Below are 22075 nucleotides of genomic sequence, written 5' to 3' on the forward strand. Positions count from 1 at the left end.
AGACTTCGGTGCCGGAGGTCGCCGTACGGGCGCACCGCCATACTTTACGAGACTGCACTCGAAACCCTGAGGACGGGACGGACGTGCCGGACTACTTCCACGGCTACGCGGTCGTCGGACTGGTCGCCGTCGTGGGCGTGCTGTTCGTCGCCGTGGCCTTCGGCGCCGGGCGGCTGCTGCGGCCTATGGTGCCCACCAGCGAGAAGCTGCTGACGTACGAGTGCGGGGTGGACCCGGTCGGCGAGGGGTGGGCGCACACCCAGGTGCGCTACTACGTGTACGCGTTCCTCTACGTCATCTTCGCCGTGGACTCGGTCTTCCTCTTCCCCTGGGCGACGGTCTTCGCGGAGCCGGGCTTCGGTGGCACGACCCTGGTGGAGATGTTCGTCTTCCTCGGCTTCCTCAGTGTCGGTCTGCTGTACGCGTGGAGGAAGGGCGTCCTGGCATGGACGTGACAGAGCCCGGACCAGACGAGGTGACGAAGGGCGCCGCGGCCCGCCCGGGCGGGCCGACGGACCTCCCCGACCCGACGCCGCCGCCCAAACTCGGCGCGCTCGCGCGGCTGGCGCCCGAACCGATGAAGGTGATCCTGAACTGGGGTCGCCGCTACAGCCTGTGGGTGTTCAACTTCGGACTCGCCTGCTGCGCGATCGAGTTCATCGCGGCGTCCATGGCGCGGCACGACTTCATCCGGCTCGGCGTCATCCCGTTCGCTCCGGGGCCGCGCCAGGCGGACCTGATGGTGGTGTCCGGCACGGTCACGGACAAGATGGCGCCGGCGGTCAAGCGGCTCTACGAGCAGATGCCGGAGCCGAAGTACGTCATCTCGTTCGGCGCCTGCTCCAACTGCGGCGGGCCGTACTGGGACTCGTACTCCGTGACCAAGGGTGTGGACCAGATCATTCCGGTCGATGTCTACGTGCCGGGGTGCCCGCCGCGGCCGGAGGCGCTCTTGCAGGGGATCCTCAAACTCCAGGAGAAGATCTCCCAGGAGTCGGCGGCCGAACGGTACGGTGCGCGCTCCGGTTCCGGTACCGGGCCCGTACGACGGCCGTCCGCGGCGGCGCTCACCAGTCCGCTGGCGGCGCCACCGGCCGGATCCGCCGAGCCTGGACGAACGGACACCGGGCCGACAGGAGGGAAGGCGACCGGTGAGTGAGCCCTCGCACGGCGAGTCAGCCGAGCCAGCCGAGCCAGTAGGTTGGCTGCCGCGTGCCGCGCCCGCGCTGTTCGGTGCGGGGGCGACCGCCGTGGAGGCGTACGCCCTGCTCACCGTGGACGTACCAGCCGAGCGGTGGATCAGCGCACTGACCGTGGCGCGGGACGAACTCGGGTGTGACTACTTCGACTGGCTGAGCGCGGTCGACGAACCGGGTAGCGGCTTCCAGGTCTGCGTCCACCTCGTGGCCCTGCCGGCGGGCGGAGGGCAGCTCCGACGTCTGGTGTTGCGTACCACCGTGTCGCATGACGCGCCCGTGCTGCCCACCGCCACCGGCGTCTACTCGGGAGCCTCCTGGCACGAGCGGGAGACCCACGAGATGTTCGGGCTGGACTTCACGGACCATCCGGGCCTGGACCCGTTGTTGCTGCCGGACGAGTTCGAAGGGCACCCGCTACGGAAGGACTTCGTCCTGGCGGCCCGGGTCGCCAAGGCGTGGCCGGGCGCGAAGGAGCCGGGGGAGTCGGGTGACGGTGGCCCGAAGCGGCGGCAGATGCTGCCGCCGGGAGTGCCGGACCCGAACGAGTGGGGGCCGCTCAAGGGACAGTTGCCCGCGGCACCCGCCCGTACCGCGCGCGGCCGTCGTACGGCGGCCGGCGGCGAGCGGCCCGCCCGTCGTACACGCAGCGCGAGCGCGGGCTCGGCCAGTCAGCGGAAGGCGGAGGCGGACCGCGGGACCGACGCGGAGGAGGGCTCACCCGAAGACGGCTCCGGGTCACCGCAATCGGAGTCCCAGCGGCCGGATCCTCGGCGGTCGGGCGGTGACGAGGACTGATGGACGTGCTGGATGTCGGGCTGCGCCTGCTCGCGGTACTGGCGGCCTTCCTGGTACTGCCGCTGCTCGTCGGGCAGACCGAGCACAAGGTGATGGCGCACATGCAGGGCCGAGTGGGCCCGATGTACGCCGGCGGGTTCCACGGCTGGGCACAACTGGTCGCGGACGGGGTGAAGTTCGCGCAGAAGGAGGACGTCGTCCCTGCCGGTGCCGACCGCCGGGTGTTCCAGCTCGCGCCGGCCGTCGCGCTGGTGCCGTATCTCCTGGTGCTGGTCGCGATCCCGTTCGCGCCGGGCGGCGGGGTGGGGCAGGTGATCGACGCCGGCATCTTCTTCGTCCTCGCGGTGCTGGGCGTCGGGGTGCTGGGCTCGCTCATGGGCGGGTGGGCCTCGGCCAACAAGTTCTCGCTGCTGGGCGGACTGCGTACGGGCGCGCAACTGCTGGCGTACGAGCTGCCGATGCTGCTCGCCGCCGCGTCGGTCGCGATGGCGGCCGGCACGGTCTCGCTGACCGGCATCCTCGGCGCCTTCGAGTGGTGGTGGGTGCCCTGGCAGATCATCGGCGCGGTGGTCTTCTTCACGGCGGGACTCGCGGAACTCCAACGCCCTCCGTTCGACGCGCCGGTGGCCGACTCGGAGATCATCTTCGGGGCCTACACGGAGTACACCGGCCTGCGGTTCGCGCTGTTCCTGCTCGCCGAGTACGCCGGCATCGTGGTCATCTGCGCGCTGACGACGGTGCTGTTCCTCGGGGGCTGGCACGGTCCGTACGCCGAGGACCTGGGCTGGGTCTGGACGCTGCTGAAGACGGCGGTGCTGGCCTTCGTGGTCGTCTGGCTGCGGGTCACCCACCCGCGACTGCGGGAGGACCAGATCCAACGCGTCGCCTGGACCGCGCTGGTGCCGCTGGCGCTCCTCCAGATCGCGCTCACCGGAGTCGTCAAGGTGGTGCTGCAGTCATGACGGAATCCGCCGGGTTCCCCGGATCCGGGCTCGCCAAGGGGCTCGCGGTCACGCTCCGTACGATGACCCGGAGATCGGTGACCGCGCACTACCCGGACGCGCAGCCCGAGTTGCCGCCGCGCAGCCGGGGCGTCATCGCGCTGTTCGAGGAGAACTGCACCGTGTGCATGCTGTGCGCGCGGGAGTGCCCTGACTGGTGCATCTACATCGACTCGCACAAGGAGACCGTTCCGGCGGCGAGCCCCGGAGGACGGGAGCGGAACCGGAACGTCCTGGACCGGTTCGCCATCGACTTCTCCCTGTGCATGTACTGCGGCATCTGCGTCGACGTGTGCCCCTTCGACGCACTGTTCTGGTCACCGGAGTTCGAGTACGCCGAGACGGACATCCGCGAGCTGACGCACGAGCGGGACACGCTCCGGGAGTGGATGTGGACGGTGCCGGAACCACCCGCGTTGGACCCGTCGGCCGAGGAGCCCAAGGAGGTGGCGGCGGCCCGTAAGACGGCGGACCGGCTGGCGGCGGAGCAGCCGAGTCCGGGCGGCGGGGCCACCGAGCCGGTGAAGCCGGAGGCCGGGGAGGACGAGGCGTGAACCAGGCCGCGGCATATCCCGGGTTCCTGTCGCCCACCGGGGTCGAGATCGTCTTCGTACTGGTCGGAATCGCCACGCTGGCGGCGGCGGTCATCACCGTCACCACCCGGAAGCTGGTGCACGCCGCGCTGTGGCTGGTGGTCGCGCTGGGCGGGGTCGCGGTCGAGTACCTGCTGCTGACCGCGGAGTTCATCGCCTGGGTGCAGGTGCTCATCTACGTCGGCTCGGTCGTGGTGCTGCTGTTGTTCGGGCTGATGCTGACCCGGGCGCCCATAGGGGAGTCCCCGGACGCCGACTCAGGGAACCGCTGGGTGGCGCTCGCCGTGGCGATCGCCGCCGCCGGCACCCTGGTCACGCTGGTGGTGGACGCCTTCCGTAGCACCTGGATCGACCTGGACGGCGCGGTGCAGGGCTCCACCAGGGTGACCGGCGAGAGCCTGTTCCGGCACTGGGTGCTGCCGTTCGAGGCGCTGTCCGTGCTGCTGCTCGCGGCGCTGGTGGGAGCGATCGTGCTGTCCCGGAGGAACGGCCGGGGCCCGGCTGGGGCCGAGGGGTCATCCCGTACGGGCGGCACGGCGGTTCGTTCGGGCGGCGACCCCGAGTCCCGTACCGGCGAACCCTCCGCACGCGAGCACTCCGCCGCCGACGAGGGCGAGGCCCGCTGATGCACCTCGTCTATCCGGCCGTTCTCGCCGTCCTGCTCTTCTGTGTCGGCGTCTACGGGCTGCTCGCCCGTCGGAACGCCATCCTGATGCTGATGTCCGTCGAGCTGATGCTCAACGCCGTCAACCTCAACCTCGTCACGTTCGACGTCTGGCTGCGCGACACCCTCCACGCCGGTCAGGCGTTCACCCTCTTCATCATCGCCGTCGCCGCCGCCGAGATCGGCATCGGCCTCGCCATCGTGCTGCTCGTCTACCGAAACCGGGGCAGCTCGGACATCGACCGACTCCGGGACCTGCGCGAACCCCCCGGGCCCGGGGCCGACACGGTGGGTGCCGGTCGCTCGGCCACCGGCCACCCGGCCACCGGAGGAGGCGACACCGAGGACGCGGTGGAACCAACGGACGGGGAGCACTCCAGCCAGCACCGGAACCCCGCCCGGAGGCCGACCGCGTGACCACCACGACCCTCGCCATCCTCGTCCCCCTGCTGCCCTTCCTCGGCGCGGTCGCCGGGCTTCTGATCGGTCGCGGATACGCCCGCCCGCTCGCCGTACTGCCCACCCTCGTGGCCACCGGCTGCGCGGTCGCGGTGGCCGTACGGCAGGGCGGTGACGGCCCGATCCAGGCCGCCACCGAACTGACGCCGACCGGGAACGCCCTGCTGCCGATCGAACTCGCCCTCCACGTGGACGGCTTCGCGGCCCTGGTCGCCGTGCTGGTCGGGATCGTCGCCTCCGGAGTGCAGCTCTACTCCACCGGCTACCTGCGTCATGACCCGCGCTACGCCTCGTACGCCGCGCTCATCTCCCTCTTCACGGCCGCGATGTTCCTGGTGGTCTACAGCGACGACCTGATCGTGCTGCTGGTCGGCTGGGAGGTGATGGGCATCTGCTCGTACTTCCTGATCGGGCACTACTGGCAGACATCGGCCGCACGGGCCGCCTCGGTGAAGGCGTTCCTGGTCACCAAGCTCGGTGACGTACCGTTCCTCATCGGTATCCTCGCGTTGGCCAGTGAGCTGGACAGCTTCCGGATCAGCACGATCGTCATCCGGCTGCACTCCTCCATCTCCACGCACACGCTCGAACACCCCACTCTCATCGCGCTGTTGCTGCTGGCCGGTGTCGCCGGCAAGTCCGCGCTGTTCCCGCTGCACACCTGGCTGCCCGACGCCATGGCCGGCCCGACCCCGGTGTCCGCGCTGATCCACGCGGCGACGATGGTGGCCGCCGGGGTGTACTTCGTCGGCCGGCTGCTGCCCGTCTTCACGGCCTCCGCCGCCGCGTTGGCGGTGCTGGCCGTCCTCGCGGCGGTGACCATGGTGGGATCCGCGCTGGCCGCGCTCGCCCAGGACGACATCAAACGGGTGCTGGCCTACTCCACGGTTGGGCAACTCGCCTACATGGCGGCGGCGCTGGCGGTGTCCGACCGCGGGGCCGCGGTCTTCCACCTGCTGGCACACGGCGCCTTCAAGGCCCTGCTCTTCCTCGCGGCCGGCGTCCTCATCCACGCCGCGGGCACCAACTCGCTTGCCACGATGGCCAGGATGCGCGGCCTCGCGCAGCGGGCGCCGGACGCCTACTGGACGATGACCATCGCCCTGCTGGCGCTGGCCGCCATCCCGCCGTTCGCCGGCTTCTTCTCCAAGGAGGCGGTGTTCGCCGCCGCGGAGCACGCCGCGGGCGGCGAGACGGCCGGAGTGCCCGCCGCAGTGGGCTGGTTGGTGTTGTGCGCCGGCATGGTCACCGCCCTGCTCACCGCTGCCTACGCCACCCGGATGTGGCTGCTGGCCTTTCGCGGCGTCGGTCCCCAGGAGGCCCCGGACCACGGTCGTGAGCCGGTGGTGATGAACGCGGTGCTGTGGGGGCTCGCTCTCCCCTCACTGGCGTTCGGACTGTTCTTCCGGAAGCTGCCGGACTGGTTCGACGGCCGTTCCCTGGCTCCGACGCTCACCACCTCCGTCCTGGCCACCGGGATCGCCCTGGTCGGCGGCATCGTGACGTACGCCGCCTGGCGCCACACCCTCGCCCTGGCAGCCCGCTACCCCCTCGGCGCCGTGGCCGCGCACCCGGACCGGGACCCGGCGGTGTCCGAGGCGGAGGCCATCGCCGCCCAACAGCCCACGGCCGCCGTGGCCACCTACACCGAGACCACCGAGGCTCCTGAGACCACCGAGGCTCTTGAGGCCACTGAGGCTGCTGAGACTCCTGCGACTACCCCGAACACCGAGCAGCGCCGCTCCCCCGAGCAGCGCCCCGACGCCCCGGAGGCTTCGGACGAGTCCGAGGAGCCAGGACAGGCGGGGGAGGGCGAGCCGGACACGCTCCTCGGGAACCCACCGGCCCAGGCGCCCCCACCCGCCCTGGCGGCCCAGCCCGACCAGCCGGACCCGGCCGACCCGGGCCGCCTACTGCTAGGCCCCCTACACCGCCCCGCGGCCCACGGCTTCCACCTCGACACCGCCTATGCCGCGTTGGTCGTACGCCCGACCCGATCCGCCGCCCGACTGGTGCGCTTCCTCGACCACGCGGTCATCGACAGCTACGTACGCGCCGCCGGCCACGGCCCCCGACTGCTCGGCGGCGCTGTGCGCCGTGCCCAGACCGGCAACACGCAGACGTACCTCAGCGCGCTGCTCGCCGGCTCGCTCGTGCTGGCCGTGGCCGCCGTGCTGGTGGCCGCCGGAACCGGAGGGGCCTGACCGTGCTGCCTGTCGACGACACCACCATGAGCCTGCTCCTCGCCGCCGTCGTGCTCCTGCCGCTGCTCGGCTCGGCCGCCGCACTGCTCCCCGCGCCGCCCGGCCTGCGCGGCAGTGGCCCGGAACAGGCGGTGCTACGCCACGGCGTGACCGTGACCGGTGCCGTGCTGGCCGTGGTCATCCTGCTGGCGCTCGCATTCGACCACGATCACCCGGAGGCCGTACAAGCCGAGACGGATCTCAGTTGGATTCCCGCCCTCGACATCCGCATCCACCTCGGCATCGACGGTGTGTCCCTCCCCCTGCTCGTCCTGACCGCGCTGCTGACCTTCCTGTGCGCGCTGCACGGCTACTTCCGGAAGCCCCAGGGCCCGTCCGCCCAGGGCTTCGTCGCGCTGCTGCTACTCCTTGAGGCGGGCACCCTCGCCACCTTCGCCGTCCTCGACCTGGTGCTCTTCTTCCTCGCCTTCGAGACGGTGCTGATCCCGATGTACTTCCTCATCGCCCGCTGGGGCGGCGCCGGACGCGCCCCGGCCGCCTGGAAGTTCATCCTCTACACGCTGCTCGGCTCCGTCGTCATGCTGCTCGGCATCCTCCTCGTCGGTCTGCGGGCCGGCACTTTCGACATGGTGGCACTCGCCACTGACAACGGGCCCGACGCTCCCGCGCTGAGCCACGCCGTACAGCTCACCGCGGTGCTCGCGATCGGCCTCGGGCTCGCGGTGAAGACCCCGATGTGGCCGCTGCACAGCTGGCTCCCCGACGCGCACACGGCCGCTCCCACCGTCGGTTCCGTGCTGTTGGCCGGCGTGCTGCTCAAGATGGGCACCTACGGCTTCGTCCGCGTCGTGCTGCCCATCGCGCCGGACGGGATGCGGACGCTCGCGCCGTACCTCGCCGGGCTGGCTGTCGTCGGCATCATCTACGGCTCGCTGGCCTGCCTGGCGCTCGTACGTCGCGGCGCGGGCGGGGACCTGAAGCGGCTGATCGCCTACTCCTCCGTCGGCCACATGGGCTTCGTGCTGTTGGGCATCGCCACCATGACGCACACCGGCGTGAACGGCGCACTGTTCGCCAACATCGCGCACGGCCTGCTCACCGGGCTGCTGTTCTTCCTGGTGAGTGGCCTCAAGGAACGCACCGGCAGCACCGACCTGGACCAACTCGCCGGTCACACCGGAGCCGCGCTCTATGGTCGCGCGCCGCGCCTCGGCGGCGTCCTCGCCTTCGCCGCCGTCGGCTCGCTCGGACTCCCCGGACTGGCGGGCTTCTGGGGCGAGATGCTCGCCCTGCTAGGCGCATACGAACCGGCGGCGGGGCTCAGCCGCCCCCTTTTCCTCGTCTGCATGGCGGCCGGCGCCGTCGGTACGCTTCTCACGGCCGCGTACCTCCTGCTGGTCGTGCGACGGGTCTGCATGGGCGATCCCGAGGAGACCCCCGCGGTCGTACCTCCGGAGGCATCCGTATTCCCGGAGCCGGCCGTGCCCGCGGAGCCGGCCGTATCCGCCGAACCGACCGCGGCGCCCTCGCCCTCGGAGCGGGCGTGGCGGCACGCGCTCCCGGACATCCGCGCCCACGAGTTCGCCGCCTGGACGCCACTGATCGTCCTCACCCTCGTCGCCGGCCTCTGGCCCGCGGCGCTCCTCGGCCTCACCGACCCCGCCGTGCAGCATCTCCTGCCAGGAGTACCCCGATGACCGTCCTCGCCGGAGGGCCCGTCCAGAGTGTCGACTGGCTGGCCATCGCCCCTCCCACCATCGCGGCGCTCACCGGCCTCGCAGCCCTGGTCGCCGACCTGTTCCTGCCACCGGCACGCAAGCGTGCGCTCGGCTGGATCGCGGTCGGCGGACTCGGGCTGGCCATGCTCTCGCTGCTCCCACTGCTGGACGGGGACCGTGACACGTTCTGCCTCACCACCGGACCGGCCGCCTGCGGCTACGTCGTCGACCAGTTCACCCTCGTCATCCAACTCCTCGCGCTCGGTGGCGCGCTGCTGACCGCACTGCTGTCCACAGCGGCCGTACCTGAGGAGGAACTGCCGGCCGGGGAGTTCTGGTTCCTGCTGCTGTCCTCCGCGGCGGGGGCGGCCCTTCTGCCCGCGGCGCGCGACCTCGCCACCCTGGTGATCGCCCTGGAAGTGGTGTCACTGCCGGCGTTCGCCCTGGTCGGGCTGCGGCGTGGCGACCGGCTGTCCTCCGAGGCGGCGCTGAAGTTCTTCCTGACCTCGGTGACCGCCACCGCCGTCACGCTGCTCGGGGTCAGCTTCGTCTACGCCACCACCGGGTCCGTCCACCTGGCGACTGTCGCCGAACGCCTCCCCGAGGCCGATCCGCGCCTCGGCACGCTCGCCACCACCGGAGTCGTCCTCACGCTGGTCGGCTTCGCCTTCAAGACGGCGGCCGTGCCCTTCCACTTCTGGGTGCCCGAGACGTACGTGGGCGCGCCGCTGCCCGTCGCGGGGTATCTCTCGGTGGTCGGCAAGACCTCCGGGCTCGCCGGACTGATCCTGCTCGTCGTCCTCGCTTTCCCCGGCCACGACCACGTCTGGGCGCCGGGCCTGGCCGTACTGGCCGCGCTCACCATGACCACCGGTAACGTGGCCGCTCTGCGTCAGCGTCCTGAGCGTCGGCACAGTGCCGTACGGCTGCTGGCCTGGTCCTCCGTCGGCCAGGCCGGCTACCTGCTGGTCCCGCTCGCGGCGGCCGGCGCCGGCGAGCCGGCCGAGGCCATCGGCGCGACCATCGCCTACGCGCTGATGTACGCGGTGGTGAACCTCGGCGCGTTCGCCGTCGCCGCGCACCAGAGCGCCGCAGGGGCGGCACGGCGGATCAGCGACTACCGGGGGCTGTACGGCAGGCACCCGCTGGCCGCGCTCGCGCTCGGCTTCTTCCTCCTCTGCCTGGCCGGCCTGCCTCCCGGCGTCATCGGGTTGTTCGGGAAGGTGGTGGTGTTCCAGGCGGCCGTGGACGCGGATCTGGGTTGGCTGGCCGTCGTGATGGCGGTGAACGTCGTGATCGCGCTGTACTACTACCTCCAGTGGACGGCGCTGCTGTTCCGGCCAGGCTCCGAGCGGCAGGTCGTACGGTCCGACTCGCAGTCGGAGTCGGAGCTCGGGTCCGGACTCTCAGGGCCGCATCCCGCTCCCGCTCCCGGGCCCGGGAGCGGGGCCGGGGCAGGGGCTCCGCCACGCTCGGGACGGTTCGCGACCGGGGTGGCCGTCAGCGTCGCACTGACCGTGCTGCTGGGCATCGCGCTCTCGGGGGCCCCGCAGCTCGTGCTGCGGTTCGCCACGGGGACGCTGTTGTAGCCGCTCGTCCGCCGCGAGGGTTGTCCGGTGCGGGCCGTCCAGTGCGGTCTGTCCCGTGAGCCGTGGACGTCGCCGCGGCGGGTCCCTCGACCGTACGAGCGGGGCCACGGCTCGCTCGCCGCGCTCTGGCCGCCGAGGCGACCACTCGGGAACTGGCGACGACCATTCGCCGTTGACCAGTAGGAACCGGAACGATCGCCCGGCTCAGGGGTTCCCGACAGCGCATCTGGAGGGCGTACTGTGCACCGCCGCCACAACGGGCTGAGGACAGCACTCCTTCTCGGGGGGCTCTCCGCCCTCATCATCGCCATCGGCAGTCTCTTCGGCCGCACCGGCCTGTTGGTGGCGGTGCTGCTCGCGCTGGGCACGAACGGCTACGCCTACTGGAACAGCGACAAGCTCGCACTGCGCGCCATGCGGGCGCGGCCGGTCAGCGAGTTCGAGGCGCCGCAGCTCTACCGTGTGGTGCGGGAGCTGTCCATGGCCGCCCGGCAGCCGATGCCGCGCCTCTACCTCTCTCCGACGCAGGCCCCGAATGCCTTCGCCACCGGTCGCAGTCCGCGTAACTCCGCGGTCTGCTGCACCGACGGCATTCTGCGGCTGCTCGACGACCGGGAACTGCGTGGAGTCCTCGGACACGAGCTGAGCCATGTCTACAACCGCGACATCCTGATCTCCTCGCTGGCCGGCGCGCTGGCCACCGTCGTGGTCTTCCTCGCCAACTTCGCCTGGCTGCTCCCGTTCGGCCGCGGCGAGGACGACGAGGGGCCGGGCCTGCTGGGCATGCTGCTGCTTATGATCCTCGGACCGGTGGCCGCCGGCCTCATCCAGCTCGCCGTGAGCCGATCCCGGGAGTACGCCGCGGACGCCGCCGGGGCGCAGCTCACCGGCGATCCGCTCGCGCTCGCCTCGGCGCTGCGCAAGCTGGAGTTCGGTACCCAGCGGCTTCCGCTGCCGTCCGAGCCGCGGCTGGAGACCGCGAGCCATATGATGATCGCGTACCCGTTTCGGCCTGGCGCGGGGATGTCCCGGCTCTTCTCCACCCACCCGCCGATGGCCGAGCGCATCGCGCGACTCGAAGGGATGGCAGGTCCACGACCATGAAGACGTTGCTCAACCTCATCTGGCTGATCTTCTCCGGCTGGTGGTTGGCGCTGTTGTACGCCTTCGCCGCCCTCATCTGCTTCGTCCTGATTATCACGATCCCGTTCGGGATCGCCTGTTTCCGTATCGCGGTCTACATCCTGTGGCCGTTCGGCAACCGCGTCGTGGAGCGACCCGGTGCCGGCGCGGCCTCCGGCGTGGGGAACGTCATCTGGTTGATCTTCGCCGGTATCTGGCTCGCCATCGGGCACCTCACCGCCGGGGTCGCCTTCTGCCTCTCGATCATCGGCATCCCGTTCGGAATGGCGCACTTCAAGCTCATCCCGATCTCGCTGATGCCACTGGGGCGGGAGATCGTACCGAGCGATGCCCACGCGGCTTATCCGCACTACCGTTGGTAGTCCGGCGCGGCCCCACTCGCACCAGCGCCCGCACCTGTCCAGCGCCCGCTCCTGCCCCGGCCGCGCCTCCCACGGGGGGTGGCCGGGGCTGAGCTGGTCCGTCGTACGAGTCGGCCGTCAGCGATAGTTGATGAACTGGAGCGGGAAGTCGAGGTCCTTCCCCTTCAGCAGGGTGATGATCTCCTGCAGGGAGTCCCGGCTCTTCGAGGTCACCCGCAACTCGTCCCCCTGCACCTGCGCCTTGACGCCCTTCGGTCCCTCGTCCCGGATGATCTTCGCGACCTTCTTGGCGTCGTCCTGCGCGATGCCCTCCTTGAGGGACGCGAAGATCTTGTACTCCTTGCCGGAGGACTGTGGTTCTCCCGCGTCCAGCGCCTTCAGCGAGATGCCCCGCTTGACCAGCTTGGACTGGAAGATGTCGAGGGCCGCCTGCACCCGCTCCTCGGCGTTGGCGCGCAGCTCGATGCGGTCCCCGGACCAGGCGATCGACGCGCCCACGCCCTTGAAGTCGTAACGCTGCGAGATCTCCTTCGCGGCTTGGTTGAGGGCGTTGTCGACCTCCTGCCGCTCGACCTTCGAGACGATGTCGAAACTGGAGTCGGCCATGGTGGATGGGCTCCTCACACGTAGATCCGTCAGATGGCCCGCGGCCCGCCCCGGCAGGTCGCGGCTGCGCCAGCCTAGTCCCGCGATCGAGCGCGCGCGTGCGTGCCGGCCCCGCGGGAGCGCGGGGTTCAGCGCCTTCCAGGAGGCTTTTACGGGCCTGCCGGCCACGGAACCGCCTGGCCGACCGCCACCCACAATCCCGGGTCGCCGGGGGCGAATCCGGGTGGCGTACCACCCCCGACCATCAGGTATGGTTTACCCCGTTGCCACGGAGCGCGACCACACAGGGGCGTATCCGCGGTGGCCAACCCTGGCGGTGTGCCCGAGTGGCCAAAGGGAGCGGACTGTAAATCCGCCGGCTCAGCCTTCCAAGGTTCGAATCCTTGCGCCGCCACAGAGCCGAAGTGGGCTGGGTGATCAGCGAGAAACTGATCACCCAGCCCACTTTTTCGTCGTAGTGCCGAGCGGATTTCGCGGCTGTTTCGAGAGGACCTCTCAGCGACCTGGTTGGCGGAGTGGAAAGTTCGATATAATGAACCATGCGTTCACTATACAGGCATTGAAGGGTGATGCGTCATCTCCAGCGAGCGAGACCGGCCAGCCGGCAGCAGCGGGGCAGCCGCCGCTGCCGGTGCCCAGGTGCAGCGCAGACGCGAGCAGCGTGGTCTGACCCGGGCCGAGCTGGCCCGTCGTACGGGTCTCAGCAAGGGGACGGTGTCCCAGCTGGAAGCCGGCACCGGAAACCCCACCATCGACACGCTGGACACGATCGCGGTCGCGCTCAGCATCCCGCTGAGCGACCTGCTCACCCGGCAGGGCGGCGCGCGTACGTTGCATCGACCTGCCACGCCCGCCCAGGAGGCGGGACCGACCCGGGAGCTGCTGCGTCGGATCAGTGGAGGGCACAGTCTCGAACTGTGGCGGCTGCGGCTGCCGGCACGTACCAGTGTCGACGGAGTGCCACACGCGCCAGGCACCATCGAGCACCTGCTCGTGGCCTCTGGGCGGCTCATCGCCGGTCCAGCTGACGAGCCGCGCGTCCTGCACGCTGGTGACCTGCTCGCCTTCGCCGGGGACGCGCCACACGCGTACGCGACCGGGCAGTCGCCCGCTGACGTGACCGTCGTCATCGCCTCGCCCGCGTCCGTCAGCTGACCCACGGGAGTCACACATGATCAGCACAGCCGTACTTCCCCTGCTCGGCGCCTGGGCGGTTGCCGTGATGAGCCCGGGTCCCGATGTCGTCATCACGTTGCAGACGAGTGCCGCCCGTACCCGCCGGGCCGGGCTCTACGTCGCCACGGGTGTGGTCACCGGCATCGCCTGCTGGTCTCTGCTCGCCCTCCTCGGCCTGACCGCCCTGCTCGACCGCTACCAGTTCCTCTACCAGGCCGTACGCGTCGCCGGCGCCGTCTTCCTCATTTGCTACGGCGCCAGCATCCTCTGGCAGACATGGCGTCGGCGCGGGGCGGACGAGAGTCGGGACGCCAGGCCGGCCGAGTCGCCCGGGGGAGCGCGCCCCGGCCCCCGCGCCGACGACGCCGGCCCGGGCCCGGCCGTCCGCGGTCCCGTGCGGTACTGGCGCCTCGGGTTGCTGACGAACCTGGCGAACCCCAAGGCGCTGGTCTTCTTCAGCGCCCTGTTCGCGAGCCTGTTGCCGGCCGAGGCCGGTGGGCCGGAACGGGCGTTGATCCTGGTGCTGATGCTGGCCATGGCGCTGGCCTGGTTCGTCGTCCTCGCCCTGGTGGCGGCCACCCCGACGGTGACGGGCGCGTACCAGCGGGGTCAGCGGCTCATCGACACCCTCACCGGTGGTGTCTTCGCCGGAGTCGGGGTCGCGCTCATGCCGCGCTGACGTACGGAACGGTCGGCCGTGCCGCCGAACGACCGATGAGTTCCGGCACGACCACGGGTCACCATCGACAAATCGGGAATCCGGGGTATACAGCCCGCCGCACCCGAGGAGGCAGCCATGGTGACGAAACCCACCAGCGTCGACGCCTATATCGACTCGTACCCGCCGGAGGTCCAACGGGTACTGCGGGAGGTGCGGCGCAGCCTGCACGAGGCCGTGCCCGACGCGGGCGAGCGGATCAGCTACCAGATTCCGACTCTCACCCTGGAAGGGAGGCCACTGGTGTACTTCGCGGGCTGGAGCAAGCACGTCAGCGTCTATCCCCTCCCTGACGCGGACGAAGCCCTGAGCAGGGAGATGGCGCCGTACATCGCGGGCAAGGGCACGCTCCGCTTCCCACTGGACCGGCCCGTGCCGTACGCCCTGATCCAGCGTCTGGCCAGGACCTTCGTCGAGCAGCGTGAAACCGTACGCGATTGACGCCCCGCCTGGCCGGTCAGGCGGTGAACGTCACTCGCGTACGCAGCCCGCCACCGCGTCCGAGACCGGGGTGTCTCCGCCGATCAGCTCCAGGGTGCGGCCGGCCGTGCGCGGCTCGTCCAGCAGACCGGCCAGTACCGCCGCCACGTCGTCCCGGGTGACCTCTCCCCGGCCGGTGCGCTCGGCTAGCTGAACCCGGCCAGTACCCGCGTCGTCCGTGAGCCGGCCGGGGCGCAGGATGGTCCAGTCCAGGCCCGTGCGAGCGCGTACGGCGGCGTCGGCGGCACCCTTCGCACGCAGGTACGTGGCGAACACGGCGTCCGTGCCCGGTGGCGGCTCCTCGTCCGCGCCCATCGCGGAGACCACGACGAGGCGCCGTACGCCCGCGTGCTCCGCCGCGTCGGCGAACAGCACCGCCGCCGCCCGGTCCACCGTCTCCTTGCGGGCCGCACCACTGCCCGGCCCGGCGCCCGCCGCGAACACGGCGGTGTCCGCGTCCTCCAGGTGCCCCGTCACCTCGGCGAGGCGGGCCGACTCCAGGTCACACACGACCGGCGTGGCACCCGTGGCACGGAGGTCCGCGGACTGTTCCGGATCTCTGACGAGCCCGACGACTTCGTCCCCGCGCCCGGCGAGGAGGCGTTCGAGCCGCAGAGCGATCTTGCCGTGTCCACCGGCGATGACTGTACGCATGGTTCCGACCGTACGCTCCGCACCCCGCGGCCGTACGGGCAACGCACCCGGCACCCGGCACCCGGCACGCAGAACGCGGCACTCCTGTCCCTGGACGGCCCACCTGACCCCTGGATGCCGGTCCTCGTGCGTCATCCCTGTGACTGGCGGGGCAGACCCAACCCGGTGGGACTGGCCGCGCCGTCGGCCTCCCCGCCCCCAGCCGAGCGCAGCGACTCCGCCGAGTCTCCGACGGCCCCCGCCGCGTCCCCGACAGCACCCACGGAGTCGCAGTACTCACGCACCGCGGTCGTGCGCGCCACAACCCGCCCCCGATGCACCACGATCCGGCTGTACGCGAGCGACAGCGCCCCCGCGACGCTGGTGCCCCGTACGGCCAACAGTTCGGCCGGGAAGCCGGGCTCCACCCGCACCTGCGGCAGACCCAGGGCCGTCCGCGCCCGGTTGCTCACCGCGTCGTAGGCGGCCACGGCGGCCAACTCGCCGTGTGAGGCGAGAAGATAGGCCGCACCGAGCGGGTCGCCCCGACCGACCTGGTTCGTGCCGTCCCGCAACGCCCCGCTGCCCGCTGCCACCTGCACGCCGGCCGCGCGCAGCAGACGTACGGGCGCGACGCGGGACGGCACATGTCGCTCCAGGGTGCCGCAACTGCCCTGCGGCAGGGCGACGACGGTGATACCCGCGGTGGCGAGCCGCTCGGCGACCCGCATGGTGACGTCGTGTGGCAGTCGGGCCAGGCCCCCGCAGGGGCCGATGGTCACGCCTGGCCGCAGGCCGCCCGCGGCTGCGGCCAGGCGGGCGAGCCGGGCCGGGTCTGCCCCGTCCGTGTGCAGGTCGACGGCACAGCCGTGCTCGGCGGCGACTTCCAGCACCGCGTCGACGTATCCGGCGGGGTCGGGGTCCAAGTCCGGACATCCGCCGACCACGTTCGCCCCCATCTTCAACGCGTCCCGCAGCATCGCCAGTTCCTCAGCCCCGGCCCGTCCGGTCAGCAGCCGCGGCTCGGCGACGGTGCTCACCTCGGCCAGGCCACGCAGCGCGCGCCCGGACCGGAGCACCGCCTCCAGGGCGCTCACGCCCACCACGTCGCCGATCCGGACGTGCGAACGCAGCGCCGTGGCACCGTGCCCGAGCTGCAGCAACGCAGCCTCCGTGGCGCGGCGCTGGACCTCGTCGGGATCGCTGGACGGGGGGCCGTCGGCCGCTGGCGGGACGGCTGCCGGGGCCGTCAGCGCGGTGTCGTAGTGCGCGTGCGGCTCGGCGGGTGCGGGCAGTAGCAGATGGCCGGACAGATCGACGCGGGTCGTCTCAGCGGCCGGACGGTCTGAGCTCTCCGCACTCCTGGCGAGGCTGCCGGCGGTGCCGACCGCTTCGATGCGGCCGCCGCGGAGACGTACGTCCACGGCGCGCCCGTCGATCAGCTGGGCGTCGCACAGCAGCAGTTCGGCGCCGCCGCGGTCGGTGGTCGGCGGTTCCGGGTCGCCCGGACCCCGGGGCTGGCTGTCGGCCATCGGACTCCCCACGCTTGGTGGACGTTCGGGATGTTCGGATGTTCGGATGTTCGAGACGCACGCTCGGGGCCACAACGGGCACCTGCGAGGCGCGTGTACCGCTTCCGCCGTCCGTGACGCTCGCACGAGGTCACTCCGGATGCCCGTCACTCCGGGTGTCCGGAAGCGTGGCCGTGAGCGGGATCGTGCGCGTGTGCGTGGCACGGGGTAACACAGCGTGAAGAGAGCCTACGGGCTTTGGCGGACGGTGACCGGTAGGCGGGAAATAGTCGTACCGGTCCGTGTGTTCCGCCGAGGGCCGGGGCGCGGGTCGACCGAGGGGCGACGAGTCGGTGGAGTCGGAAGCGACTGGCCGGATACGGATTTCACCTTCGGCGGCCGAGCGTGTAATGTCTTTCCCGCTCGCCCCAATAGCTCAGTCGGTAGAGCGTCTCCATGGTAAGGAGAAGGTCAGCGGTTCGATTCCGCTTTGGGGCTCTGATGCGAGAGTCCTCCCGCCGGAGCCGGCGGGAGGCGCCCGTATCCTGGCGGCGTAGCTCAGTCGGTAGAGCAAACGGCTCATAATCGTTGTGTCACCGGTTCAAGTCCGGTCGCCGCTACTTCACTGGCAGTAGCCGATTGTGGGGTCGGTCCTCCGATCGGCTACTCTTTCTGTGTTCTGTTACCTCCCAGGCCGTCCAAGGAGCACTCACGTGGCTGCCACCGAAGTCCGTCCGAAGATCACGCTGGCATGCGTCGAGTGCAAGGAGCGGAACTACATCACCAAGAAGAACCGGCGTAACAACCCGGACCGTCTTGAGATGAAGAAGCACTGCCCGCGCTGCAACGCGCACACCGCTCACCGCGAGACGCGCTGACCGTTCGGAGACAGCCAGCTCAGCTCGATGCGCTCCGGCCGCTCGCGAGCACTCGTACGTGAGGCCGCCTCCGTCGCTGGAGGCGGCCTTTGGCGTATCCGGCCCCACGATGTGGGGGCGGGCGCCGCGAAGGAGGTCCGCGGTCTCCGAGGGCCGTCCGCTGAGACGCTCAGGCGCAGACAACACCCCTGGAGGTAACCGGCGATGGCGGTGGACGAGTCGTTCGTCGGGCGGTGCTACCCGCCCGTGCGTTCGTACGAGGTGGGACGGGAGAAGATCCGCGACTTCGCCCAGGCGATCGGCGACCCGAACCCGGTCTACACCGACCCGGAGGCAGCCCGGGCGCTGGGTCACCCCGATGTGATCGCGCCGCCCACCTTCGTGTTCTCGATCACCTTTCGTGCCGCCGGCATCGTGCTGGAGGACCCCAAGCTGGGTCTGGACTACAGCCGAGTGGTGCATCGCAGCCAGAAGTTCACGTACAGCCGGCCGGTGCGCGTGGGCGACGTGCTGGAGGTCACCTCCACCATCGAGTCGGTCAAGTCACTGCGTGGCAACGAGTTGCTGGAGATCCGCGGCGACGTGTACGACACGGCCGGTGAGTTGGTCGTCACCACCCTGTGCGCGCTGGTGGCCCGGCGGGACGAGGAGAGCTGAGGATGGCCGCGAAGATCGCCTTCGCCGAGACCGAGGTCGGCACGGAACTGCCACCCCAGTCGTTCGCCGCGACCCGGGCCACCCTGGTGCGCTACGCCGGCGCCTCCGGGGACTTCAACCCGATTCACTGGAACGAGCGATTCGCCCGCGAGGTCGGCCTGGAGAACGTGATCGCGCACGGCATGTTCACCATGGCCGAGGCCGCGCGCGTGGTCACCGACTGGGTCGGTGACCCGGCCGCGGTGGTGGACTACGGCGTTCAGTTCTCCCGGCAGGTGATCGTGCCGGACGATGACCAGGGTGCCCGGATCGACGTCACCGCGCAGGTCGCCGCGGTGGTGGACGAGGCAGCCCGTACGGTACGCGTGGACCTGACCGCGATGAGCGACGGGCAGAAGGTCCTCGGTCGTGCCCGTGCCGTGGTGGCCCTGGCCTGACCGGCAGGGCCCGGGCTGGCCAGCCGGGAACCGGTCCCGTCGAAGGCGGCCCCACGGGAGGCGCGAGCCGAAGCCGCCGGGCCCTTCTCGTACGCTGGAGCGCGTGCAGGAACTCTACGAAGCGCCGCTGGCCCCGTTGACCACCCTTCGTCTTGGCGGCCCCGCCGACCGTCTGCGGACGGCCACCACGGACGAGGAGGTCGTCGCCGCCGTACGAGAGGCGGACGACGCCGGCGAACCGCTGCTTGTCATCGGTGGTGGCAGTAACCTCGTCATCGCCGACAAGGGGTTCCGCGGCACCGCCCTGCGCGTCGCCACCACCGGCTTCCGGCTGGACGGCGCCCAGCTTGAGCTGGCCGCGGGGGAGAACTGGTCCGCCGTGGTGGAGCGTACGGTCCAGGCCGGGCTCGCCGGTGTCGAATGCCTGGCCGGCATCCCCGGCTCGGCAGGTGCGACGCCGATCCAGAACGTCGGAGCGTACGGCCAGGAGGTGGCGAGCACCCTTACCGAGGTGGTGGCCTACGATCGCCGCCTGCGGCGGACGGTGACCGTCCCACGGGACGAGTGCGGCTTCGCCTACCGGCACAGCCGCTTCAAGGCGGACCCTGATCGCTTCGTCGTCCTCCGGGTCCGCTTCGCGCTGGACGACGCGGGCGGGCTGTCCGGCCCGGTGAGGTACGCCGAGACGGCCCGGGCGCTCGGCGTGCGCCCGGGCGAACGCGTCCCGCTGGCCGAGGCCCGGGAGACGGTGCTGAAGCTGCGGGCGGGCAAGGGCATGGTGCTCGACCCGGAGGACCACGACACCTGGTCGGCTGGCTCCTTCTTCACCAATCCGCTGCTCACCGAGGCCGAGCACGCGGCGTTCCTCGCCCGGGTCGCCGAGCGGCTGGGCCCGGATGTCGCGCCACCGGCGTACGCCGCCGGGGAGGGCCGGACCAAGACCTCCGCCGCCTGGCTCATCGACCGTGCGGGTTTCACCAAGGGCTACGGCGACGGCCCGGCCCGTATCTCGGGCAAGCACACCCTCGCGCTGACGAACCGGGGCAGCGCCAGTACGGAGGACCTGCTGACACTGGCCCGTGAGGTACGGGAAGGGGTACGGCACGCCTTCGGGGTGACCCTGGTCAACGAGCCGGTGACGGTGGGCTGCGCGTTGTGACGCTCGCGGCGGGGACGCGTGACCTGTGCGGCGATCCGGCGCGCCGTGGGCCTACCGGCGCCGCACGCTGACCAGCCACGCCGGGACCTCGCCGGTCGTGACGGCGTAGGTCGACGGGTCGATCCGCATGCTGCTCCAGTCGTCGTCGAAGGCTTCGACGATCTGGGCGCGAGTGAGACTCGGGTGCTCATCGGAGTATTCGCTGATCTGCAACAAGTGCACCCATCCGGAGGACTCCAGCACCTGCGCCAGTTGACGGGTGTAGGCGAGCCGATCCTCGGCGGAGTTCCCCGGGATGTGCAGGAAGGCCGAGTCGAGGACGGTGTCGAAGGTACGTCCCAGCCCGGCGAGGTCGAACGCGTCCGCCAGTTCGAACTCCGCCGTCAGGCCGCGCTGCTCCGCCTTATCGCGGGCCTGCGCGAGCGCGGTTTCGGAGCCGTCGACGCCGAGCACGGCGTGCCCCCGGGAGGTCAGGTGCAGGCTGTTCTCCCCGGTCCCGCAGGCCACGTCCAGCACCCGGCCGGTGAACATACCCCGCTCGGCGAGCCCGACCACCGCCGGCTGCGGTGCCGAGGTCTCCCATGGCGGGGTGCCCTCCCGGTAGGTCTCGTCGAAGCTGTCGTAGCTGTTGCGACTCATGGCGCTGTCCTCTCGTCGTGCGGTGTGCCGCCGCCGTCCGGGCTGATGGCACGAAGCTATGAGTTAAACACTGCTTCAGGTCAACTGCCCGGATCGGACAAGCTGTTGTCTCCGCGGAGCCGCTGTCGCTAGGCCCCCTTTCGCGCGTTGATCCACAGAAACAGTGGCAGCCTCTGCCATCTGGTTCGCCTGCCCGGAGCCGTCTCCGGATCGGCGGCAGGCCGCGGCTCCCGTAGCTCGGTGATCGTGAAGCCGGCTCGGTACAGCGCGTCGGTGTACGTCCCCAGCGAGTGGCTCCAGCCGTGGAAGCGCATGGTGAGCCCGTCGCGGGTCTCGGTGCCACGGAACTCGCGGCTCGCGTGGTAGTCCAGCTCGCCGGAGATCACGAGGTCCGCGTCCGGGGATTGCGTGGTGAAGCGTCCCCGGTCGAAGAACGGATGCACCACCGAGAGCGTCAGCACGCCGCTCGGGCTCAGCACCCGAGCCGCCTCCCGTACGGCCGCCGGCATGTCCGGCACGTCCATCAGCATGTTGTACGCCACCACCCGGTCGAAGCCACCGTCCGGGAAGGGCAGCGCGGTGGCGTCGGCGAGGTGGTACTCCGCCGCGGAGTCGCTCCGTTCGGCAGCGTGCAGCAGGCTTGGCGAGAGGTCGCTGGCCGTCACGCGGTGTCCCAGGTCGGTGAGTTCCCGGGAGATGCGTCCCTCGCCGCAGCCCAGTTCCAGGGTGTGGTCGCCGGGAGCGGGGAGGAAGTCCCGGAAGGCGGTCCGGAAGTCCCAGAAGACGTCGTGGCCGGGGGTGCGCGCCCAGGTCGTCCATTCCTCGGCGACCTGTTCCCAGTGCGGTGCGGATGTGTCGTCGGTCATTGATGAAGAGTTCCAGCGGCCACCGACACGGGCAACCGACTTTGTCGTACGCCGCCGAGATCCCCGTCGTTGAGGCCTCCGCCGCCGTTCCGGGCCCCGGCTCCCGTTCCGGGGCCCGGGGCGACACCCGTGACAGGACAGCCCTTGGCGCTCGTCGCCCGGTGGGCTGATCACTCTGCTCGTGCCGGGCAAGGCGTACCCGTGAGTCGTTTCCTGGGTTGGTTCCTCGGTCGGCGGCACGCGGGATGGGCGTGTCAGGCGGTCGTCGTTGCTTCCCGGGGCGTGGCGGGCTCGGGGGCGGTCGCCCGGCGGGGCTCGGGGCGCCAGGTGGCGACCAGGGCGGCGGCCAGGAGTAGTTCGGCGATGTCGCCGGCGTAGTACATGATCTCGGCCCGCCCGCGGCCAGACGAGCGCGAGGGCGCGTACATGCCGATAAGCACGTGTTGGGCCGTGTGGCCGCGGAAGTCCTGGTGCGCGAAGGGAGCCACGGGCGGCAGGAGGGTGCGCCGAGTAGGACGAGGCCGGTCAGGAAGGCGGCCGTCCGCCACCGGCTCCAACCCAGGGCCGGATTGCGGCGGCGGGCTCGGC

General features: G+C 71.0%; 24 protein-coding genes, 3 tRNA genes and 1 pseudogene. 22 read left to right on the forward strand and 6 right to left on the reverse strand.

The window, feature by feature from the left end:
* The first annotated feature begins 83 nt into the window (after positions 1 to 83).
* The 12 genes and pseudogenes from AN216_RS11075 to AN216_RS11130 all read left to right on the forward strand — a co-directional run bounded on the left by AN216_RS11075 (position 84) and on the right by AN216_RS11130 (position 11727).
* Entirely contained in the window at positions 84 to 455 is a 372-nt protein-coding gene (locus AN216_RS11075; RefSeq protein WP_070196491.1) for an NADH-quinone oxidoreductase subunit A, read from the forward strand.
* Complete coding sequence (locus AN216_RS11080; protein ID WP_244502420.1) at positions 446 to 1159, forward strand: NADH-quinone oxidoreductase subunit B; 714 nt, start codon at positions 446 to 448, stop codon at positions 1157 to 1159. Before AN216_RS11075 ends, AN216_RS11080 begins: the two co-directional genes overlap by 10 nt.
* The gene (locus tag AN216_RS11085; RefSeq protein ID WP_107401964.1) at positions 1152 to 1994 is read left to right on the forward strand and encodes an NADH-quinone oxidoreductase subunit C; all 843 of its coding nucleotides are present in this window, start codon (positions 1152 to 1154) and stop codon (positions 1992 to 1994) included. Before AN216_RS11080 ends, AN216_RS11085 begins: the two co-directional genes overlap by 8 nt.
* On the forward strand, positions 1991 to 2956 hold the full coding sequence (locus tag AN216_RS11090) for a complex I subunit 1/NuoH family protein (protein WP_070196492.1): 966 nt from the start codon (positions 1991 to 1993) through the stop codon (positions 2954 to 2956). Before AN216_RS11085 ends, AN216_RS11090 begins: the two co-directional genes overlap by 4 nt.
* Positions 2953 to 3549 carry a NuoI/complex I 23 kDa subunit family protein gene (locus AN216_RS11095; protein ID WP_070196493.1) on the forward strand — a complete coding sequence of 199 codons (597 nt, stop codon included), beginning with the start codon at positions 2953 to 2955 and terminating at the stop codon, positions 3547 to 3549. The genes AN216_RS11090 and AN216_RS11095 overlap by 4 nt, the downstream gene beginning before the upstream one ends.
* Positions 3546 to 4214: an NADH-quinone oxidoreductase subunit J family protein gene (locus tag AN216_RS11100; protein WP_079166486.1), complete on the forward strand. Its 669-nt coding sequence runs from the start codon at positions 3546 to 3548 to the stop codon at positions 4212 to 4214. Before AN216_RS11095 ends, AN216_RS11100 begins: the two co-directional genes overlap by 4 nt.
* Positions 4214 to 4669 carry an NADH-quinone oxidoreductase subunit NuoK gene (gene nuoK / locus AN216_RS11105; protein ID WP_070196494.1) on the forward strand — a complete coding sequence of 152 codons (456 nt, stop codon included), beginning with the start codon at positions 4214 to 4216 and terminating at the stop codon, positions 4667 to 4669. The genes AN216_RS11100 and nuoK overlap by 1 nt, the downstream gene beginning before the upstream one ends.
* Positions 4666 to 6753 (forward strand): annotated as a pseudogene (locus AN216_RS11110) (NADH-quinone oxidoreductase subunit 5 family protein); the annotation flags it as partial. The gene nuoK and the pseudogene AN216_RS11110, both read left to right, overlap by 4 nt.
* A gap of 188 nt (positions 6754 to 6941) precedes the next feature.
* The gene (locus AN216_RS11115) at positions 6942 to 8612 is read left to right on the forward strand and encodes a complex I subunit 4 family protein (protein WP_070196589.1); all 1671 of its coding nucleotides are present in this window, start codon (positions 6942 to 6944) and stop codon (positions 8610 to 8612) included.
* Positions 8609 to 10222: an NADH-quinone oxidoreductase subunit N gene (locus tag AN216_RS11120; protein ID WP_070196495.1), complete on the forward strand. Its 1614-nt coding sequence runs from the start codon at positions 8609 to 8611 to the stop codon at positions 10220 to 10222. The genes AN216_RS11115 and AN216_RS11120 overlap by 4 nt, the downstream gene beginning before the upstream one ends.
* A gap of 240 nt (positions 10223 to 10462) precedes the next feature.
* Positions 10463 to 11326: a zinc metalloprotease HtpX gene (gene htpX / locus AN216_RS11125; RefSeq protein ID WP_070196496.1), complete on the forward strand. Its 864-nt coding sequence runs from the start codon at positions 10463 to 10465 to the stop codon at positions 11324 to 11326.
* Positions 11323 to 11727 carry a YccF domain-containing protein gene (locus tag AN216_RS11130; RefSeq protein WP_070196497.1) on the forward strand — a complete coding sequence of 135 codons (405 nt, stop codon included), beginning with the start codon at positions 11323 to 11325 and terminating at the stop codon, positions 11725 to 11727. The genes htpX and AN216_RS11130 overlap by 4 nt, the downstream gene beginning before the upstream one ends.
* A gap of 117 nt (positions 11728 to 11844) precedes the next feature.
* Here the strand turns inward: AN216_RS11130 and AN216_RS11135 are convergent, their stop codons facing one another.
* Complete coding sequence (locus AN216_RS11135; RefSeq protein ID WP_070196498.1) at positions 11845 to 12333, reverse strand: YajQ family cyclic di-GMP-binding protein; 489 nt, start codon at positions 12331 to 12333, stop codon at positions 11845 to 11847.
* A 312-nt stretch (positions 12334 to 12645) separates the two neighbouring features.
* On the opposite strand from AN216_RS11135, the gene AN216_RS11140 reads away from it, so the two are divergent.
* From AN216_RS11140 to AN216_RS11155, 4 genes are all read left to right on the forward strand, one after another.
* Positions 12646 to 12727: transfer RNA gene (locus AN216_RS11140), tRNA-Tyr, on the forward strand.
* Between the two features lie 245 nt (positions 12728 to 12972).
* Positions 12973 to 13488, forward strand: a complete 516-nt coding sequence (locus AN216_RS11145) for a helix-turn-helix domain-containing protein (RefSeq protein WP_244502422.1) — start codon at positions 12973 to 12975, stop codon at positions 13486 to 13488.
* 16 nt (positions 13489 to 13504) lie between these two features.
* Positions 13505 to 14188 carry a LysE family translocator gene (locus tag AN216_RS11150; RefSeq protein ID WP_070196500.1) on the forward strand — a complete coding sequence of 228 codons (684 nt, stop codon included), beginning with the start codon at positions 13505 to 13507 and terminating at the stop codon, positions 14186 to 14188.
* Between the two features lie 117 nt (positions 14189 to 14305).
* Positions 14306 to 14668, forward strand: coding sequence for an iron chaperone (locus tag AN216_RS11155; RefSeq protein WP_070196501.1), 363 nt, complete (start codon positions 14306 to 14308; stop codon positions 14666 to 14668).
* A 30-nt stretch (positions 14669 to 14698) separates the two neighbouring features.
* Here the strand turns inward: AN216_RS11155 and AN216_RS11160 are convergent, their stop codons facing one another.
* Positions 14699 to 15361 (reverse strand): NAD(P)H-binding protein, encoded by a 663-nt coding sequence (locus AN216_RS11160; protein WP_070196590.1) that lies wholly within the window; start codon positions 15359 to 15361, stop codon positions 14699 to 14701.
* A 131-nt stretch (positions 15362 to 15492) separates the two neighbouring features.
* On the reverse strand, positions 15493 to 16872 hold the full coding sequence (locus AN216_RS11165) for an amidohydrolase family protein (RefSeq protein WP_070196502.1): 1380 nt from the start codon (positions 16870 to 16872) through the stop codon (positions 15493 to 15495).
* Positions 16873 to 17276: 404 nt separating this feature from the next.
* Here AN216_RS11165 and AN216_RS11170 point away from each other — a divergent pair.
* The 6 genes from AN216_RS11170 (at position 17277) to AN216_RS11195 (ending at position 19982) form a co-directional block, all read left to right on the forward strand.
* Positions 17277 to 17349 (forward strand) — tRNA-Thr (locus tag AN216_RS11170).
* A gap of 49 nt (positions 17350 to 17398) precedes the next feature.
* A tRNA-Met gene (locus AN216_RS11175) sits at positions 17399 to 17471 on the forward strand.
* A gap of 93 nt (positions 17472 to 17564) precedes the next feature.
* Positions 17565 to 17729, forward strand: a complete 165-nt coding sequence (rpmG, locus tag AN216_RS11180) for a 50S ribosomal protein L33 (protein WP_070196503.1) — start codon at positions 17565 to 17567, stop codon at positions 17727 to 17729.
* A gap of 204 nt (positions 17730 to 17933) precedes the next feature.
* Entirely contained in the window at positions 17934 to 18386 is a 453-nt protein-coding gene (locus AN216_RS11185; protein WP_070196504.1) for a MaoC family dehydratase N-terminal domain-containing protein, read from the forward strand.
* A gap of 2 nt (positions 18387 to 18388) precedes the next feature.
* Positions 18389 to 18823 carry a MaoC family dehydratase gene (locus AN216_RS11190; protein WP_070196505.1) on the forward strand — a complete coding sequence of 145 codons (435 nt, stop codon included), beginning with the start codon at positions 18389 to 18391 and terminating at the stop codon, positions 18821 to 18823.
* Between the two features lie 103 nt (positions 18824 to 18926).
* Positions 18927 to 19982: a UDP-N-acetylmuramate dehydrogenase gene (locus tag AN216_RS11195; protein WP_070196506.1), complete on the forward strand. Its 1056-nt coding sequence runs from the start codon at positions 18927 to 18929 to the stop codon at positions 19980 to 19982.
* Positions 19983 to 20033: 51 nt separating this feature from the next.
* Here AN216_RS11195 and AN216_RS11200 read toward each other — a convergent pair whose 3' ends face one another.
* The 3 genes from AN216_RS11200 to AN216_RS31040 all read right to left on the reverse strand — a co-directional run bounded on the left by AN216_RS11200 (position 20034) and on the right by AN216_RS31040 (position 21975).
* A complete protein-coding gene (locus AN216_RS11200; protein ID WP_070196507.1) occupies positions 20034 to 20621 on the reverse strand; it encodes a class I SAM-dependent methyltransferase in 588 nt (195 codons plus the stop codon).
* Between the two features lie 128 nt (positions 20622 to 20749).
* Positions 20750 to 21487, reverse strand: a complete 738-nt coding sequence (locus tag AN216_RS11205; protein ID WP_070196508.1) for a class I SAM-dependent methyltransferase — start codon at positions 21485 to 21487, stop codon at positions 20750 to 20752.
* Positions 21488 to 21741: 254 nt separating this feature from the next.
* Complete coding sequence (locus tag AN216_RS31040; protein ID WP_070196509.1) at positions 21742 to 21975, reverse strand: hypothetical protein; 234 nt, start codon at positions 21973 to 21975, stop codon at positions 21742 to 21744.
* Positions 21976 to 22075 lie beyond the last annotated feature (100 nt).

This window comes from Streptomyces oceani, from assembly GCF_001751245.1.
Lineage (GTDB): Bacteria > Actinomycetota > Actinomycetes > Streptomycetales > Streptomycetaceae > Streptomyces > Streptomyces oceani.